This is a genomic window from Pseudomonas moraviensis (assembly GCF_900105805.1).
GTDB classification, from domain to species: Bacteria; Pseudomonadota; Gammaproteobacteria; order Pseudomonadales; family Pseudomonadaceae; genus Aquipseudomonas; species Aquipseudomonas moraviensis_A.
The window spans coordinates 4,150,735-4,166,618 of the sequence record NZ_LT629788.1 but is presented as its reverse complement, the minus strand read 5'-3'; the positions used below and the strand labels follow the sequence as shown (position 1 = coordinate 4,166,618).

Sequence of the window (15,884 nt, the reverse complement as noted above, 5' to 3'; positions counted from 1 at the left end):
TCACGCCCTCTCGAAAGCGCAATTCCTACAGCAATCACACATGTATCCGATTGTTAAAAAACTGCCGAATCGCTAATCTTCGCGGCTTCTACGGCCCGACAGTTGCGGGTCATTCAGACGAAACGCAGTTCACCGCTGTGAAGTACCGAGGATCGGGTGCAAGGTTTCGTTCAAGGCATGGCAGGAGGCGTCACATGCGATCATTTCTTTTGCTGCTGATGGGCCTCGCCTGCGCGCCTGCGCTGTGGGCGGCGCCGACTGCAGAGTTGTCCGAGCCGGTCGGCGGCTGGCGTTATCACGGCTTGCTCGATCGTTCGGAAAACCCGCAGGTCGCCTACCCGACGCCGCCGATCGATCGCGGCATCCAGCGCAATCGCACGATGATCCAGGGCCAGCTCAAGGCCCTGGGGCACATGCGCCCGCCGCACAGCCTCGCCGTCAACGGCAATCCATTGAATCTGTACACCGATGATCAGGGGCGTTTCGCTCGGCCCTACGCATTCGGTGCGGGTTCCAACAGCGTCGAAGTGATCAGCGCCGAAGGCCAGTCGCTCAAGCGCGTGCAATTTTATGAAGCAAATAATCTGCGCACGCCGGCGCGGATTCGTCTTGTCTTGGGATGGGACGACCCGAAAGCCGAGCTGGATCTGCACATTGTCACACCCGACGGTCAGCATGCGTTCTGGTCGCGGCCAGCACTGAGCAATGGCGGCGGCCTCGACCCGGATGGCGTCGACGGCCCCGGCCCGGAAATGTTCACCATGACCGCGCCGCTGCACGGCACCTATCTGGTCTACGTCAACTATTGGGGCAACTACGGCGATGGCGGCTATAACTTCGAGGAGACCAGCAACCAGAACGAGGTGATCACCTCGCAGATCACTCTGGTGCTGAACGAAAACACCGTCGACGAAAAACGCGAAACCTTCATCGTGCCCCTGCGGGCGATCGGTGATCTGTTGCTGGTCAAGACTTTCAACTATTAAGCATCCCGCCACGGATGAACTCGGATGTTGTGAACATGAGCGATAACACTGTGACTCCAGCTGCCGCGACACCGGCGGCCAAACCTGCGCGGCGCTGGCCGCTGGTCGTGCTCGGGCTGTGCCTGGTGGCCGGTGTGGCGGGCGGTTTCGGCTGGCTGCTGCTCAAGCCCAAAGCGCCGCCGGCGACACTTGCCAGTGACAAGCTCGGCCTTGGCCGTCCGGACGCCTTGCTCGAAACCCGTTCACTGAGCCAGTTGCCCAAGGATCTGCTGACGGTGCCGTTTCTCAAGGCGACGCTGACCGAAGATTTCGTCTTCTATTACGAAACCCACGCCGACCGCCTCGGCCTGATCGGCAGTCTGCGCCGGATCATCTACGAGCATGACCTCAAATTGCAGGACAGCCTGATCGAGCAGCTTTTCGATCAACCGGCCGACGTTGCGCTATGGCGTGGCGCCGATGGTCGCTTGAAGGATTTCCTGCTGGTAATGGATCGTGGCGGCCTGGCCAAGTTGCTCGAGCCGTTGGCCAAGGTCGCGCTGGATGACACCCAGCTCAGCGTCTTCGGCAATCTCAAAGTCGGCAGCGACGAAGTGCCGCTGTATCAGCTCACCTACAACGCGAGCAAGTCGCTGCTGTTCGCGTCCCGCGGCGACAAACTGGTGGTGCTGTCCAATCCGGCGAAGTACTACGACCCGGAAAGCGGCGTCTCGGAAGAGTCGGGCCGCGTCTCCGCGCAAGCGCTGGCGGCATTGCTCAATGGCGAAAAGCTCTTCCCGGAAGCGTTCGGCCTGCCAGAGAAAAGCCCGGAAACCAAACAGCGTCTGTCCGTCAATTCCAGTGTCCTCGCCATGGGCTATCAGCGCTTCATCCCGAATTTCGCCGGGTTGCGTTTTGACATGGACGACAAGGGCTGGCACAGCTATCTGGCCATGGATGAGCTGGAAAATCAGCCGGACTTCGATTTCAAACCGGTCTGGCAAGCGATGCCGCTGGGGGCGAGCGCTTGCGTGACCCTGCCGGTGGCCGCCGAACCGCAGAAGCCGATCCTGATCAAACTCGGCGCCGACGAAGCGGTGGCGCAAACCCTCACCGAACACGTCGCTGGCGCGGCGGGCCTGTGCTGGTACGCCGACTCGCGGCTGTACACGCCGTTGCTGGTTGCCAGCCTCAAAGACGAAGACAGCAGCAAGCTTGATGGTGATCTCGGCAAACTGTTCGGTTCGATGGTCGGCGCGTTCGAAGCCAACGTCGCCGAGAGAGTATTCCCGGTGATCGACAAGCAGGAAGGCTCGAGCCACGTCTGGCAGCGTCAGGTCAGTTCCAGTTTCGGTCCGTACGCGGCGAAGACCGCTGAAAACCCGGAGGCGATTTCCGGCAAGGCGTTCATGAAAGTCAGCCTCGCCCGTCATGGTTCGACGCTGCTGTTTTCTCTCGACGACAAACTCGTCGACAAAGCCCTCGGCACCCTCGACAAGCGTTTCCCGCCGATGGCAGACGTGCTGCCAAAAGATGTGCTGATGCCGATCTACTTCGGCCCCGATGCGATGGCGCAACTGATGCAGCGCGAAACCCTCGACAGCCTGCCGCAGGACATGGAACCGGTGTTCTTCAATGCTGCGCAAACCTACCTGATGCCGAAACTGCGCACCCTCGGCGGCTACGGTAAATATGCCCTGACGCTGCCCGAAGGCAGTGAGCCGGACGGCCACTGGCAATGGCTGCCGCTGGAATGGAAAGCGCTGTGAGCGCACTGATCCGCAGCCTTGGCCTGCTCGCGCTGTTTCTGAGCGCAGGTGCCCGCGCAGTTGATGCGCCGGCGCTCGATCCGGCGCAATCCCAGGTATTCCGCGCCTGGTTCGTGCGCATCGCTCAAGAGCAATTGAGCCAGGGGCCGAGCCCGCGCTGGTATCAGCAGGACTGCGCCGGGCTGGTGCGCTTTGCCGCCAACGAAGCGCTGAAAGTCCATGACGACAAATGGCTGCGCAGCAATGGTCTGTCCAATCGTTATCTACCGCCGGAGCTGGCGCTGAGCGACGAGCAGCGCAAGCTCGCGCAACAGTGGCAGCAGGGCGGCGGCAAGGTCGGGCCGTACGTCAACGCGATCAAACTGATTCAGTTCAACAGCCACCTGATCAGCCGCGATGTGTCGCAGGCGCGGCCCGGTGACCTGATGTTTTTCGATCAGGGCGACGACCAGCACCTGATGATCTGGATGGGCCGCTACATCGCCTATCACACCGGCACCACCACCCCCACTGACAACGGCATGCGTTCGGCAAGCCTGCAGCAACTCATGACATGGAAGGACACCCGATGGATACCCGACGCAGCCAACCCCAACTTCATCGGCGTCTATCGACTGAACTTTCTCTCCCAATGACCGGTGCCCGCATGTTGCGTATCTGTTCGCGAATTTCCTTGCTGTTGGCGTTGCTGCTGCCGTTGACCAGCGCCAACGCCGAAGACTCGGTGGAGCCGAGCAATTACACGCCGGTGGCCGGTGAGAGTTTCTTTCTGCTGGCCGACAGCAGTTTTGCCAGCGACGAGCAGGCGATGGTCCGCCTCGAAGCACCGGGTCGTGACTACCGGCGCTTTCGCATGGAGCCGTACGGTGGCGCCGACATTCGCGTGTATCGCATCGACAAGCCGCTGGACTTCCTCAAGCGCCAGAAGAACCTGCACCGCGTCGTCAGTGACGGCCAGTTCAAGGGCGAAGGCCTGTCCAACACCCTCGCGTATCTGTGGGACAACTGGTATCGCAAATCCCGCCGGGTGATGCAGCGTGCGTTCTCTTACGAGTCGCGCAAACAGGTCACCGAAGAAGTGCCGGAGCTGAAGATGGGCGAGGCCATGGTTGCGCCGACGCCTTACGACGCGCAGCCGCAATTTGCCTTGATCCCGGGTCTGCCGGTGGTCAGCCAGTTCCGTTATCCGCTGTGGCAGGCCAAGCCGATTCAGCCGCCGGCCGGGGTCAATCTGGCCGGCTCGTCCAGCGACTTCGTCAGCGTCGCACCGGGCAACGTCTACATTCCGCTGGGTAATCTGAAGCCCGGGCTGTATCTGGTCGAAGCGTTGATCGGCAAATACCGCGCGACCACCATGGTTTTCGTCTCCAACACCGTCGCGGTGAGCAAGATTGCCGGTGATGAACTGCTGGTCTGGGCCGCACGCAAGCATGAAGGCAGTTCGGTGGCGAAGGTCAATGTGTTGTGGACCGACGGCCTCGGCGTGATGAGCAGCGGCGCCACCGATGCCGACGGTTTGCTGCGTCTGAAACACGTCAGCCCGGAGCGTTCGTTCGTTATCGGCGAGGACGAAGAGGGCGGCGTGTTCGTCTCGGAAAACTTCTACTACGACAGCGAAATCTACGACACCAAACTCTACGCCTTCACCGACCGGCCGCTGTATCGTCCGGGCGATTGGGTGTCGCTGAAAATCGTCGGTCGCGAGTTCAAGAATGCACGGGACTCGGTGTTGCCGGGTGCGGCGGATGTCAGCGTCAGCGTGCTCGATGCCACGGGTACCGAGCTGCAGACCCTCGACCTGAAACTGGATTCCAAGGCTGGAACCCAAGGCCGCTTCCAGTTGCCGGACAACGCCGTCGCCGGCGGCTACGAGATCCGTTTCAACTACAAGGATCAGGCCTACAGCAGTGCCTTCCGTGTGGCTGAGTACATCAAACCGCACTTCGAAATTTCGCTGAATCTGGCCAAGCAGGACTACCGCACCGGCGAGCCGGTGAAAGGCAGTCTGGTGTTGCTCTATCCGGATGGTAAACCGGTGGCCAACGCCAAATTGAACCTGAGCCTGCGCGCCCAGCAACTGTCGATGGTCGACAACGAGCTGCAATACCTCGGGCAATTCCCGGTGGAGCTGACCAGTACCGAACTGACCACCGACAGCAAGGGCAACGCGACCCTCGACCTTCCGGCCGCCGACAAGCCGAGCCGCTACATGCTCACGGTGTTTGCCAGCGACGGCGCGGCGTATCGGGTCAAGACCACCAAGGAAATCCTGATCGATCGTGGCGCGGCAACTTTTCGCCTGAGTGCGCCGCAGCGTTTCAGCGCGGTCGGTGACAAGGTCGCCTTCAGCTATGCCAACGAGGGGGGTACCGAACAAAGCAAAGCGGTGACGCCGAGCAGCTACGCCTGGGTACGCCTGGAAGACCAAAGCAGCGGTGAAGGCAAACTCGCTGCAGCTGACAAAGGTTTCAGCCTCGCTTTCGAGCGTCCGGGCACTTACAACCTGACGCTCAAGGATCAACACGGTCGCGTCCTCGGCGCCACCGGCCATTCGGTCACTGGCGACGGTGTCAAAGCGGTGCCGGGCACGGTGGAAATCGTCCTCGACAAGCCCGAGTACAAGGCCGGCGAAGAAGCGCTGGCGCTGATCACCTTTCCCGAACCGGTCAGCGATGCATTGCTGTCGCTGGAGCGCGACAAGGTCGAAGCCACCGCGCTGCTGGCCAAGGGCGGTGACTGGCTGAAACTGGAAAAACTCAGCGACACCCAATATCGCGCGCGCATAGCGGTGAAGGATAACTTTGCGCCGAACCTGACCTTCTCCGTGCTCTACACCAAGGGCGGTCAGTACAGCTTCCAGAATGCCGGGATCAAAGTGATCGCGCCGCAAATCGACGTGGCGATCAGCACCGACAAAGCTGTGTACCTGCCGGGCGATACGGTCACGGTCGACCTGACCACGCAGTTCGCCGGCAAAGACGTCCCGGCACACTTGACGGTCAGCGTGGTCGACGAAATGGTCTACGCGCTGCAACCAGAAGTCGCGCCGACCATCGATCAGTTCTTCTACCACCCACGGCGCAACAATGTGCGCACCAGCGCCAGCCTCTCGTTCATCAGCTACGACGTGGCGTTGCCGGGCAGCCCTGGCGCACCGGGCAAGGCCAACCGCAGCGAACGCGGCGTGAAAGTGCTGGAACGTCCACGCCGTGAAGACGTTGACACCGCGGCATGGCAGCCGGAGCTATTGACCGGCACCGACGGCAAAACCCGTTTCACCTTCAAGATGCCGGACTCGCTGACCCGCTGGCGCATTACCGCCCGCGCCATCGCCGATGACGGTCAGGTCGGGCAGAAGAAGCAGTTTGTCCGTTCGGAAAAACCGCTGTACCTGAAGTGGAGCGGGCCGAGCAGATTCCGCAAGGGCGATCAGCCGCAACTGGGTGTGTTTGCGTTCAGTCAGGCAGAGAAACCGGTCAAGGCTGAACTGGTCACGCACTATGCCGGCGCCGAACAGCGCTTGCCGGTGACCCTGAACAGCGGCATCAATTATTTGCCGCTTCCGGCGTTTGCCTTGGCCTCGGGCGAGTGGATGGCGGAGCTGGTGCAGGACGGCAAAGTCGCCGATGCCCTGGCTGTACGCTTGAGTGCAACCGGTGAAGGCTGGCAAGTCACGCAGACGCAAAGCCTCGATGTGGTCAGCGGTGACACTCCGTTGAGTTTGCCCGCTGATGCCACGGATATTCGTCTGCGGCTGGATGACAGTCCACAAGCGCTGTTCCGTGCCGCCCTCGACGATCTGCTCAGCTACCCGTACGGCGGCGTCGAGCAGACGGCCAGTCGCTTGCTGCCGCTAAGCATCGCTTATCCATCGCTGGCCTCGAACCCGCAGACTCGCGATCGCTTGCGTCTGATCATGCAGAACAGCCGGCTGCGTCTGGTGCAAATGGCCGGGCCGTCGGCGAGCTTCACCTGGTGGGGCTACGACGGCGAGCCGGATGCATTCCTCACCGCCTATGCCTATTACGCCGACTGGAATGCCAGCCGCGTACTCGACCTGACCCTGCCGCCGGAGCACTGGCAGCGGGTGCTGGAGGTTTACGCCAAGCAGGCACCGAACACGCCGTTGTTGCAACGGGCGTTGATTCTGTCGTTCGCTAGGCAGATGCAGTTGCCGGTGACCACGCTGCTCAGCGGTTTGATCGACGATCTGGCCAGGGCGGGTGAAGGCCGTGCCGAAACCTTGCTCGACGACGGCCAGGACAGTCTGGTGATGAGCGATCCGGATTCGGCGCTGGGTCTGGCAGCGGCGCGGGTGCTCGCCGCATCGTTGGCCGCGCAGTCGAAAGTCGCTTTGCCGGAGGCGTTCAATCGTCAACTGGGCGCAGCACAACAACGTCTGGCGACCAGTTCGCAGCCCTTCGTTGAAGCGCTGAACCTGTCGCTGCAGCCGTTCGATCAAGCTCGCGCGACGGCGTTGCTGCAACGGTTGCTGCCACAGCAATCGACGCTGGAACGTGCGCTGGCGCTGACCTGGCTGCAACGCAGCATCGCCCAGGCGTCACCGACCATCGCGTTGATGCCCGGTGAAGGCTGGAAGAAAAACTACGGCGCCAGCGGCGAGATGTACTGGACATGGCAAGGCGCGACGCCGCTGCCGAGTGTGCTGAGCGTGTCCGGCACGCAAGAGCGGCCGTTGCGTGCCGCGCTGAGCTTTCAGACTCAGCAGCCGCAGGTCGATCCGATGGCCGTGACCATCACCCGGCGCCTGTCACGACTGGTGCCGGGCGACGAAGCGTTCACCTTCAAACTTGAGCCGGTCGGCACGAAGCCTCTGTCCAGCGACAGCCTCTATCTGGACGAGGTGATTCTCACCAGTAAAGCGCCGAAACCGCTGCGCTACGGCATGCTTGAAGTGCCGCTGCCACCGGGCGCCGATGTCGAGCGCACGACGTGGGGCATCAAATTGCAGGGCAAGGAGGGCACCGAGCCGACCGCGCTGGAGAAGGCGCGCTTTGAACCGGGTCAGTTGGCTTATGCGGTGCCGGTCGATGCATTGAGCGGCGAGTTGCGCCTGCGTCATCTGGTGCGCTTCTCGCAGAAGGGCCAGTTCAACCTGCCGCCGGTACGCTTCAAGCAAGTCTATGCGCCGCAGCATCAGGCCCAGGAAGCGAAAGCCGCCCTCGGTCAGGTCACGGTCAACTGACATGATTCGGCCGCTGCCGTGGCTGCTGATGTGTGTGATGCCTGCGCTGGCAACGGCGCAGGACGAGCCGTTGCGCGTGGCGTACAAGGGCGAGTTGTTGTCGTTGAGTCAGACGCAACTGATCAAGCGGGAACGGTTGCCAGCGTCGCTGGATGCGCCGCTGGGCAGTCTGTGGAAATTGTTCGTCTACGCGTGGCTGGTGGACACCGGCGCGCGGGAACCAGCGTATGAATGTCGCGGGCAGTTGAAGGAAGAGGTTTATTGCTGTGCGGCGGGCGGCAGGATCGAGCGGGATCAGGCGCTGGTGAAATCCTGCGGATTGTATTTCGAACCCGCACGGTTGGGCATTGCTCCGACGGATTGGCGTGAGTATTGGCAGGCTCGGCAGGCGCCGTCGTGGTTGCTCGACTTGCCATCGGTGCAACCGGCGCAGCGGGTTTACGTGGCTGAATTGCTGAAAGTTCTGGCCGCTTTGCCTGCTCAGGATCAGATGCGCCGGGTGTTGCTCGATGTCGTGCTGAACGCGGCGGACGGCAATGTCGTCGGCGAGTTGGGCGGGCGTCTGCGGGTGAAAACCTGGAGCTGGCTCGGCGACCAGGATGCGCAATCGCGACAAGGCGGATTCGCTGGCTGGACCACCGATGGTGCGCCGGTCTGGGCGGGTGGGCGCGGCACCAGTCAGATGGTCCTGCGTCACTACGGCCAAGCGTTGGCCAGCGTATTGCCGACGGCTTGGCCGGTGGACGCAGGCCGTTGTGTGGAAGTCGGGCTGTTTTCGAAATACCCGGTTTCGAAAGTTCTGGCGGGGGATCGCGTTGCCACGTCCGGGCCATTGCGCGGCGACTATCGCGTCGAATTTGCCAATGGCAACGCACTGGATATCCAGAGCGATGGCGAACTGTTTCTGCTCAATGACAAACTCGTCGCAAGGCTTGATCGCGAAGAATATGTCGCCCGTGTCCTTGAGCGCGAAGCCAGACCGGAACCTGCCGAAGCCGCCAAGGCGCTGGCCGTAGCGATCCGCACTTATCTACTACAAAACGCCACGCGCAACGGTGATTGCCTGAGCATCGACGACAGCAGCAATCGCCAGCGCGTCGCCCCGCGTCCAGCCTCTGCCGAGTCACGCAACATCGCGGCGTGGACGGCGGATCTGGTACTGGCCGGCAGCACCGTCACCTATCACTCCGAGCAACCCGGCCCGGACAAACTCGCCTGGCAGCAAGCCGTGGAACAGGCCAACGCCGGCCAGCGCTATGACGCGATTCTGCTGCACGCCTATCCACGCGCCAGCCTCAGCCGCTGGGATAACCCGGTCGCCTCCTGCGAAGCATTACCCGCCGCGCAAGACTGGCTGCAAAAGCAGCGACGCGGCTGGCGTCCTAGGCTCGAAAGCGAAACCGGCTACAACGAAGTCAGCACTTTCGCCGTTTGCAAACTCGCCTTCGGCCGGCCCTTCGTCGACCGCGAGCGCCAGCGCATTTACGTGCGCGGCGTGCTGACCCTGCAGGATCGCCTCGACCTGACCCACGAATATCTGCACCTGGCCTTCGAAGCACACCCCAACGGCCAGGATGAAACCTACATCGAAGGGCTCGCCCGTCACCTTTTGCTGGAATAGACCATGACACTCCGTTATCCACAGGTCTTGCTGCTGCTCTGTGCCCTCAATGTGCTGCCGCAGGCCTACGCCGCCGATGGCGTGAAACTCGACACCCCGGTCGGCGGCTGGCGCAGCGGCGCACCGCAAGGCGAGGGCGAAAGCTTCCGCCAGACCGTCAACTACCCGGCCTCATCGGTCAACACACCGCTTGGCCAGGCCAATACCGCCAGAATCAGCGGCCAGATCAAAGCCGTGCCGAAGAACAACGAACCTGGACGCCTGATCGTCAATGGCGTCAGCATGCCACTGAAAATCGACCCGACCGGCGGCTTCGACCGCCCGTTCTCCTTCCCCAACGGCAGCAACAGCGTCGAAGTCCGCAGCGCCGACGGCCAGCAACGCCACCGCACGCAATTCCTCAACGCCCGCGGCGGCGCCACCCCGGCGAAACTGCGCGTGCTGCTGGCCTGGGACAGCGACGGCACCGACCTCGACCTGCACCTGATCACCCCCGATGGTGCCCACATCTGGTACGGCAATCGCACTGCCGCCAACGGCGCCGCCCTCGACGTCGACGTCACCACCGGCTACGGCCCGGAAATCGCCGCCATGCCCGCGCCGATCAAGGGCCAGTATCTGGTGTATGTGAATTATTACGGCGGCGGGTATCGCGGGGATGACGAGGGCGGGGATGAAGCGGTGCAGGCGCTGACGACCGCGCAGGTGACGGTGATTACTGAAGAAGGCACGCCGAGCGAGAAGATGGAAACGTTTGTAGTGCCGATGCGGACGGCGGGGGAGTTGACGTTGGTGAAGTCGTTTAGTTATCCGTAAGGGGCATTTGTCAAACAAGTTGTTGGACAAATTCAGCAACTGTAGCTGGGCGCTCAAACAGCTTACAGATCAGCCAGACTGACCTGCATTCGCTGAGGAGCGGCGAGGCGCTCGTGAACGATGGCGGCAAGTTCGTCATCTTCTTCAGCGGCCAACTTATCTTCGGCAGGCGGCTCGCCTCGTTCGGCGGCGCGCTCCAGCGCTTCCTCAATGGGGAATGAGGTTTTGGGCATTTGGTGTTTCCTGCGATATTTGGCGGGGCGGTAACCAGTGCATTGGGCGCTATACAAGCTGGAAATGCAATTTCAGTAATGGATATGATTTGCTGCAGACATTAAAAAGCCGGCTTGTGGCCGGCTTCTCGGGGACTGGCTTGGTTTATTTTTGGTAAACCGCGCCAGCCTTCAAAACGTACATCCGGATCTGCGTCCGGCTGTGGGACTTGGTCAGACGTTGGTCTGCTGCGTCGGGCGTCATCCGAGCCGCTGGGCGGGTCGATGCGCGAATGTGGGGCGCAGGATACTGAGTTTTGCTTGGGATTCCCAGCCTCAAGTGCGGTTTAGAGCGACTGAAGCGGTACAAATCCTGGATTTGTACCGGTTATAGGGCCCTCTTCGCGAGCAGGCTCGCTCCCACAGGTTCTGCGTAAAAATCGAGATCGGCGCGCGCATCACAAAAAAGGCACCACCGGCCTGCGCTTGCCCAGTGTCGACCACCAGAACACCCAGCCAAGAATGTGAATCCGCTGCTCTTCGATCTGCGCCGGCCGGAAAACCTCGTCGGGGTATTCGGCGCTGTTGTGGCTGCGCATGCGCAGGCCGTTGCCGGGCATGCGGTGCAGGTATTTGATGCGCAGCATGCCGTCGTGTTCGATGGCGTAGATTTCGCCGTCGACGACCTGGGTCAGGCCGCGGTCGATGGCGACAATGGAGCCGTCTTCGATGCGTTCGGCCATGCTGTTGCCGATCATGTGCGCGCAGATGGCGTTGGCGTGCTGGATGTCGAGTTGATCGAGGTGGGCGCGGGGCAGGCGCAGGGATTGGTCGGGGTCTAGGATGACGTGGGTTTTGCCGTCGCCATTGGCGATCGGAGTTTCCTTGAAAAACGCCAGGTCGATGTCGCTGGGATTGATGACGGTGTAGACGCCGCAGATCGACTGGGCATCGAACGTGTCGCCATTGCTGGCGGGCGGGTGCAGGCGTGGGACCTCCTTGACGCCTTCCCCGGTTTTCAGCCATTCACTATTGACCGACAACAGGCGTGAGACTTCTTCCATGCGATACGCCGGGACACCCCGGGTGTACCAGTTATGAACGTTTTGGGCTTCCGTGCCCCAGAACCTTGCGAAATCCGTGGTGCTGATGTTCGCTGCTTCCAGGAGTGCCTTGAATCGTGGACCGCTAGTGTTCTTTCTCATAAACACGGAGTCTACGGCCGGACTAGAGCGGTTTGAATAAACCGGGCGTTCAAAAAAAGCCTGTATTTTGCGACGGGATGTAAGACGCGCTTGTGGGAAATTAAACAGATTAAAACTGCATGTAGGAATTTAAACGGTTTGTTTAATCGGGCTTTTTCAAGAGCCCCTCACCCCAGCCCTCTCCCGGAGGGAGAGGGGGCCGACCAGAGCGTATTTCGAGTTACATCGACTTGAAGAACCGAGTCGATTATGCAGACGCCGATAACAAAAAACCCCGGAAGTCCGGGGTTTTTTTCAAGCTTCACGCAAAGCGCAATGGCTTAGCCCTTGTAGGCGGCAACCGACTTGGTGATCGCTTCGCGGGCGGCGTCTGCGCCGGCCCAGCCTTCGATCTTGACCCACTTGCCTTTCTCGAGATCCTTGTAGTTCGCGAAGAAGTGCTCGATCTGCTGGATCAGCAGGGGTGGCAGGTCGGTATATTCCTTCACGTCGACGTACAGCTGCGACAGCTTGTCGTGTGGCACTGCGATGACTTTGGCATCGCCGCCGCCGTCGTCGGTCATGTTCAGGATGCCGACCGGACGGGCGCGGATGACCGAGCCTGGCGCTACCGGGTAAGGAGTCACGACCAGCACGTCGAGGGGGTCACCGTCGTCAGCCAGGGTGTTCGGGATGTAACCGTAGTTGGCCGGGTAGAACATTGGGGTGGCCATGAAACGGTCAACGAACAGGCAATCGCTGTCTTTGTCGATTTCGTACTTGATCGGCGCGTGGTTGGCCGGGATCTCGATCGCGACGTAGATGTCGTTCGGCAGGTCTTTGCCAGCCGGAATCTTGCTGTAGCTCATTGGGCGTTGCCCCCGTAGTTGACCAAAAACACTTGGCCGGATTGACCAAAAAGTGGCGGCGATTATAGGCACATTCCTACGCCGACGCCACGTACCAGAAGTCGTGCAGAGCTTAGTCGTGCGCCTGATAGACCGGGTCTGTGGCCTGAAGTTGCCGCAGTCTGCCCAACGGATCCTGCCGGTAGAAAAGCTGCAGCTGCAAGTAGACCTGTGGATAAGCCTCGTGGAGCAGATCCGGGGCGCTGAAGAAGTATTCGCTGGTGACGGCGAAGAACTCCGCCGGGTTCTCGGCGGCATAGGGATCGATGGCGGTTTCGGCGTCGGGATCGTGGTCGAGCTGGCGGTTGAGGTCGTCGTAAGCGGCCTGCATCACCGCGGCCCAGTCGCTGACGCGCATATCGGCATGCAACGGCGGCAGGCCGTTGGCGTCGCCGTTGAGCATATCGAGCTTGTGCGCCAGTTCGTGGATCACCAGGTTGTAGCCTTCCCAGCCACCGCTGGCCTGTACGCCGGGCCAGGCGAGAATCACCGGCCCCTGCTGCCAGGCTTCACCGCTGTGTTCGCCGTCCCACTCATGCTCGACGCCGCTGGCATCGCGATGGCGTTGCGGGCTGAGAAAGTCGTCCGGGTACAGCACGATCTCGTGAAACCCCTGATACCAGTTCAGGTCACCGAGATGCAGCAGCGGCACCTGTGCTTGCGCGGCGAGCAGCAGGCGTTGCTCCTGATGCAGTTCGACACCGGGCAGGGCGGTCAGGCGTTTGTCGTCGAGAAACAGCACGCAGGCTTCGCGCAACCACTGGTCCTCAGCAGCGCTGATGCCGTCGAGAAAGGAGAGCTGATGGCGCACCCGTTGCCACAGGTCGTCGGCAATCGGGTGCCTGGCGAGGATGCGCCGGCGACGCCAGGCGCTCAGTGACCACATCGGATCAGTGTGATTGCACTTTGGTGCCGCCGAAACGGCTGCGCACCACGCCGATGATCATCGGCACCAGCGACAGCAGGATGATGGCCACCACCAGCAGCGAGAGGTTTTTCTTGATGAACGGCACGTTGCCGAAGAAGTAACCGAGCGTGACCAGACCGCCGACCCAGAGGATGGTGCCGAGCACGCTGAAGCCGAAGAACCGCGGGTACGGCATCCGCGCCACACCGGCCACGAACGGCGCGAAGGTGCGGATGATCGGCAGGAAGCGCGCCATGGTCACGGTCTTGCCGCCGTGCTTGTCGTAGAAATCGTGGGTCTTTTGCAGGTAATCGCGGCGGAAGATTTTCGAGTTCGGGTTGCTGAACAACTTCTCCCCAGCCGTGCGTCCGATCACATAGTTGGTGCTGTCGCCCATGATCGCCGCCAGCATCAGCAGGCCGCCAAGCAACACCGGATCCATGCCGCCGCCGGCCGCTACCGCGCCGGCGATGAACAGCAGCGAGTCGCCCGGCAGGAACGGCATCACCACCAACCCGGTTTCACAGAAAATCACCAGAAACAGGATGGCGTAGATCCATGGCCCATAGTTGTTCACCAGCAAATCGAGGTACACATCGAGATGCAGGATAAGGTCGAGCGGGTTGAAATCCATGGGGGCACCTGTATGACGGCCCGACTCGGCAGGCCTGTGCGGATGACTTCGTGTAAGCCTACAGCGGGGTGTAGTTTTTCTTACAAGCCGGAAAGATCGGGATTATACGGTCTGACCGCTGAAAAGCGTGCCGGTTTTGTAGCGGGGAATGTCGTGGTGTGAACAATTGTCAGCCCGCTAAAGATCGTAGCCTTCGGCAGCTCCTGCAATTGGAACGCGTTGCGCTGCAGGAGCTGCCGAAGGCTGCGATTTTTTGGGGTCAGAGCTCGTCGCTGATCGGCAGCACGTAGTTCTTGAACTCGGTGTCTTCCTTGAAGCCGATGGATTCGTAGGTTTTCTGCGCCACTTCGTTGTCTGCGCTGGTCGAGACGCGCATGCGCACGGCCTGGGTTTCCTTGGCCATTTTCTTCGCGGTGCGGATCAGGTTGTCGGCCACCAGTTGCCGGCGCGCGTCTTCAGCGACGTAGATATCGTTGAGAATCCACACGCGTTTGAGCGACAGCGACGAGAAGCTCGGATAGAGCTGGCAGAAACCCATGAGTTTCCTGTCGTCATCGTCGGCCAGGGCCAGATAGATCACCGACTCTTTGCGGCGCAGGCGTTTTTCGAGAAACGCCCGGGAGGAATCCGGGTAAGGCAGGGAGCCGTAGAACTCGCGATATTTGACGAACAAAGGAGTCAGCAAATCCAGATGTTCGAGGGTCGCTTGAATAATCCGCATGATAGGTCTCGTCTTCAAGTGGCTGTCTTCAACTGCTCTGACGGCGATGGGAAACCCGCGCGGCCGTGCGTCGATCCTGCCTGAAAGCAGCGCAGAATGGCAATGCGGAAACGGTTCAGGCTGGCGGCGGATCGAGCAGGAAATTACCTTTCATGTCGACAGTGTCATCCGTCTCCAATGTATGAAGCTGGGCTTCGTCCTTCAAATTGACTCCCGATAGCTGCCGACGGCAGGCTTCGCGCATCAGATACAGCAAGCGATGCGCCGCCATGCCGTAGCTCAAGCCTTCAAGACGAACATTGGAAATGCAATTGCGATACGCGTCGGTCAGACCGACCTTCGGCGCGTAGGTGAAATACAGCCCAAGGCTGTCCGGCGAACTCAGGCCCGGGCGCTCGCCGATCAGCATCACCAGCATTTTCGCCCCGAGCAACTGGCCGATTTCGTCTCCGATGGCGACGCGACCCTGTTCGACCAGCACCACGGGGGCCACGGACCCGCCGTCGCCGCTCATCTGTTCTTCCAGCCGCGTGAGAAATGGAAGCGTGTGCCGATGCACCGCCAGCGCCGACAGGCCATCCGCGACGACTATCACCAGATCGACGCCGCCCGGGTGAGCGCTGGCGTAATCGCGTAAGGCTTGCGCCGATTCATCGTTGAGTTTGCGTCCCAGATCCGGGCGCTGCAGGTAGCTGTCACGATCGGGCGCGGCGCTGTGCAGCAGCAGGGTTTCCCGCCCGCGCTCGCTTAGCTGGCTGCTGATCTCGGCATGGTCGAAGGCCAGATGCACGGCATCACGGGCCTGTGCGTGGGCAAACTGAAAATCCAGCTGCGCCCGCGTCGGCAGGCTGGTGCCGGTGCGGCCCAAGGCAATCCGCGCCGGGGTCAGGCGACGCAGTTCCAGCCAGGGATTTTGCGGATCGACCGGTGGTTTTTCCATA

The 15,884-nt window shown here is 61.3% G+C and carries 13 protein-coding genes; 6 read left to right on the top strand and 7 right to left on the bottom strand.

The window, feature by feature from the left end:
• Positions 1-194 precede the first annotated feature (194 nt).
• From BLU71_RS18575 to BLU71_RS18550, 6 genes are read left to right on the top strand one after another with little or no spacing between them, the layout of a single operon-like run.
• The gene (locus BLU71_RS18575) at positions 195-986 is read left to right on the top strand and encodes a YfaP family protein (RefSeq protein WP_064364019.1); all 792 of its coding nucleotides are present in this window, start codon (positions 195-197) and stop codon (positions 984-986) included.
• 35 nt (positions 987-1,021) lie between these two features.
• On the top strand, positions 1,022-2,734 hold the full coding sequence (locus tag BLU71_RS18570) for a DUF2138 domain-containing protein (RefSeq protein WP_083353649.1): 1,713 nt from the start codon (positions 1,022-1,024) through the stop codon (positions 2,732-2,734).
• Positions 2,719-3,369, top strand: a complete 651-nt coding sequence (locus BLU71_RS18565; RefSeq protein ID WP_065615600.1) for a DUF1175 domain-containing protein — start codon at positions 2,719-2,721, stop codon at positions 3,367-3,369. Before BLU71_RS18570 ends, BLU71_RS18565 begins: the two co-directional genes overlap by 16 nt.
• Positions 3,366-7,940, top strand: coding sequence for an alpha-2-macroglobulin family protein (locus BLU71_RS18560; protein ID WP_083353648.1), 4,575 nt, complete (start codon positions 3,366-3,368; stop codon positions 7,938-7,940). Before BLU71_RS18565 ends, BLU71_RS18560 begins: the two co-directional genes overlap by 4 nt.
• A 1-nt stretch (position 7,941) precedes the next feature.
• On the top strand, positions 7,942-9,561 hold the full coding sequence (locus BLU71_RS18555) for a DUF2300 domain-containing protein (protein ID WP_083353647.1): 1,620 nt from the start codon (positions 7,942-7,944) through the stop codon (positions 9,559-9,561).
• Between the two features lie 3 nt (positions 9,562-9,564).
• Positions 9,565-10,377: a YfaP family protein gene (locus BLU71_RS18550; protein ID WP_065615602.1), complete on the top strand. Its 813-nt coding sequence runs from the start codon at positions 9,565-9,567 to the stop codon at positions 10,375-10,377.
• Positions 10,378-10,439: 62 nt separating this feature from the next.
• Here the strand turns inward: BLU71_RS18550 and BLU71_RS27370 are convergent, their stop codons facing one another.
• From BLU71_RS27370 to eutC, 7 genes are all read right to left on the bottom strand, one after another.
• Complete coding sequence (locus BLU71_RS27370; RefSeq protein WP_156889239.1) at positions 10,440-10,610, bottom strand: hypothetical protein; 171 nt, start codon at positions 10,608-10,610, stop codon at positions 10,440-10,442.
• Positions 10,611-11,047: 437 nt separating this feature from the next.
• A complete protein-coding gene (locus BLU71_RS18545; RefSeq protein WP_042610604.1) occupies positions 11,048-11,794 on the bottom strand; it encodes a S24 family peptidase in 747 nt (248 codons plus the stop codon).
• A 320-nt stretch (positions 11,795-12,114) separates the two neighbouring features.
• Entirely contained in the window at positions 12,115-12,642 is a 528-nt protein-coding gene (gene ppa, locus BLU71_RS18540) for an inorganic diphosphatase (RefSeq protein WP_003205933.1), read from the bottom strand.
• Positions 12,643-12,754: 112 nt separating this feature from the next.
• Complete coding sequence (locus BLU71_RS18535) at positions 12,755-13,567, bottom strand: zinc-dependent peptidase (protein WP_083353646.1); 813 nt, start codon at positions 13,565-13,567, stop codon at positions 12,755-12,757.
• Positions 13,568-13,571: 4 nt separating this feature from the next.
• Complete coding sequence (locus tag BLU71_RS18530; protein WP_016773001.1) at positions 13,572-14,222, bottom strand: DedA family protein; 651 nt, start codon at positions 14,220-14,222, stop codon at positions 13,572-13,574.
• A gap of 259 nt (positions 14,223-14,481) precedes the next feature.
• Entirely contained in the window at positions 14,482-14,943 is a 462-nt protein-coding gene (locus BLU71_RS18525; protein WP_042610602.1) for a GNAT family N-acetyltransferase, read from the bottom strand.
• 115 nt (positions 14,944-15,058) lie between these two features.
• Positions 15,059-15,883, bottom strand: coding sequence for an ethanolamine ammonia-lyase subunit EutC (gene eutC, locus BLU71_RS18520; RefSeq protein ID WP_083353645.1), 825 nt, complete (start codon positions 15,881-15,883; stop codon positions 15,059-15,061).
• Between the last annotated feature and the right edge of the window lies 1 nt (position 15,884).

Bases quoted from the DNA above. Each gene is read 5' to 3' on its own strand.
- BLU71_RS18565 (WP_065615600.1), top strand. From the start codon at position 2,719: ATGGAAAGCGCTGTGAGCGCACTGATCCGCAGCCTTGGCCTGCTCGCG.
- BLU71_RS18530 (WP_016773001.1), bottom strand. From the start codon at position 14,222: ATGGATTTCAACCCGCTCGACCTTATCCTGCATCTCGATGTGTACCTC.
- BLU71_RS18535 (WP_083353646.1), bottom strand. From the start codon at position 13,567: ATGTGGTCACTGAGCGCCTGGCGTCGCCGGCGCATCCTCGCCAGGCAC.
- BLU71_RS18570 (WP_083353649.1), top strand. From the start codon at position 1,022: ATGAGCGATAACACTGTGACTCCAGCTGCCGCGACACCGGCGGCCAAA.
- ppa (WP_003205933.1), bottom strand. From the start codon at position 12,642: ATGAGCTACAGCAAGATTCCGGCTGGCAAAGACCTGCCGAACGACATC.
- BLU71_RS18560 (WP_083353648.1), top strand. From the start codon at position 3,366: ATGACCGGTGCCCGCATGTTGCGTATCTGTTCGCGAATTTCCTTGCTG.
- BLU71_RS18525 (WP_042610602.1), bottom strand. From the start codon at position 14,943: ATGCGGATTATTCAAGCGACCCTCGAACATCTGGATTTGCTGACTCCT.
- BLU71_RS18575 (WP_064364019.1), top strand. From the start codon at position 195: ATGCGATCATTTCTTTTGCTGCTGATGGGCCTCGCCTGCGCGCCTGCG.
- BLU71_RS27370 (WP_156889239.1), bottom strand. From the start codon at position 10,610: ATGCCCAAAACCTCATTCCCCATTGAGGAAGCGCTGGAGCGCGCCGCC.
- BLU71_RS18550 (WP_065615602.1), top strand. From the start codon at position 9,565: ATGACACTCCGTTATCCACAGGTCTTGCTGCTGCTCTGTGCCCTCAAT.
- eutC (WP_083353645.1), bottom strand. From the start codon at position 15,883: ATGGAAAAACCACCGGTCGATCCGCAAAATCCCTGGCTGGAACTGCGT.
- BLU71_RS18555 (WP_083353647.1), top strand. From the start codon at position 7,942: ATGATTCGGCCGCTGCCGTGGCTGCTGATGTGTGTGATGCCTGCGCTG.
- BLU71_RS18545 (WP_042610604.1), bottom strand. From the start codon at position 11,794: ATGAGAAAGAACACTAGCGGTCCACGATTCAAGGCACTCCTGGAAGCA.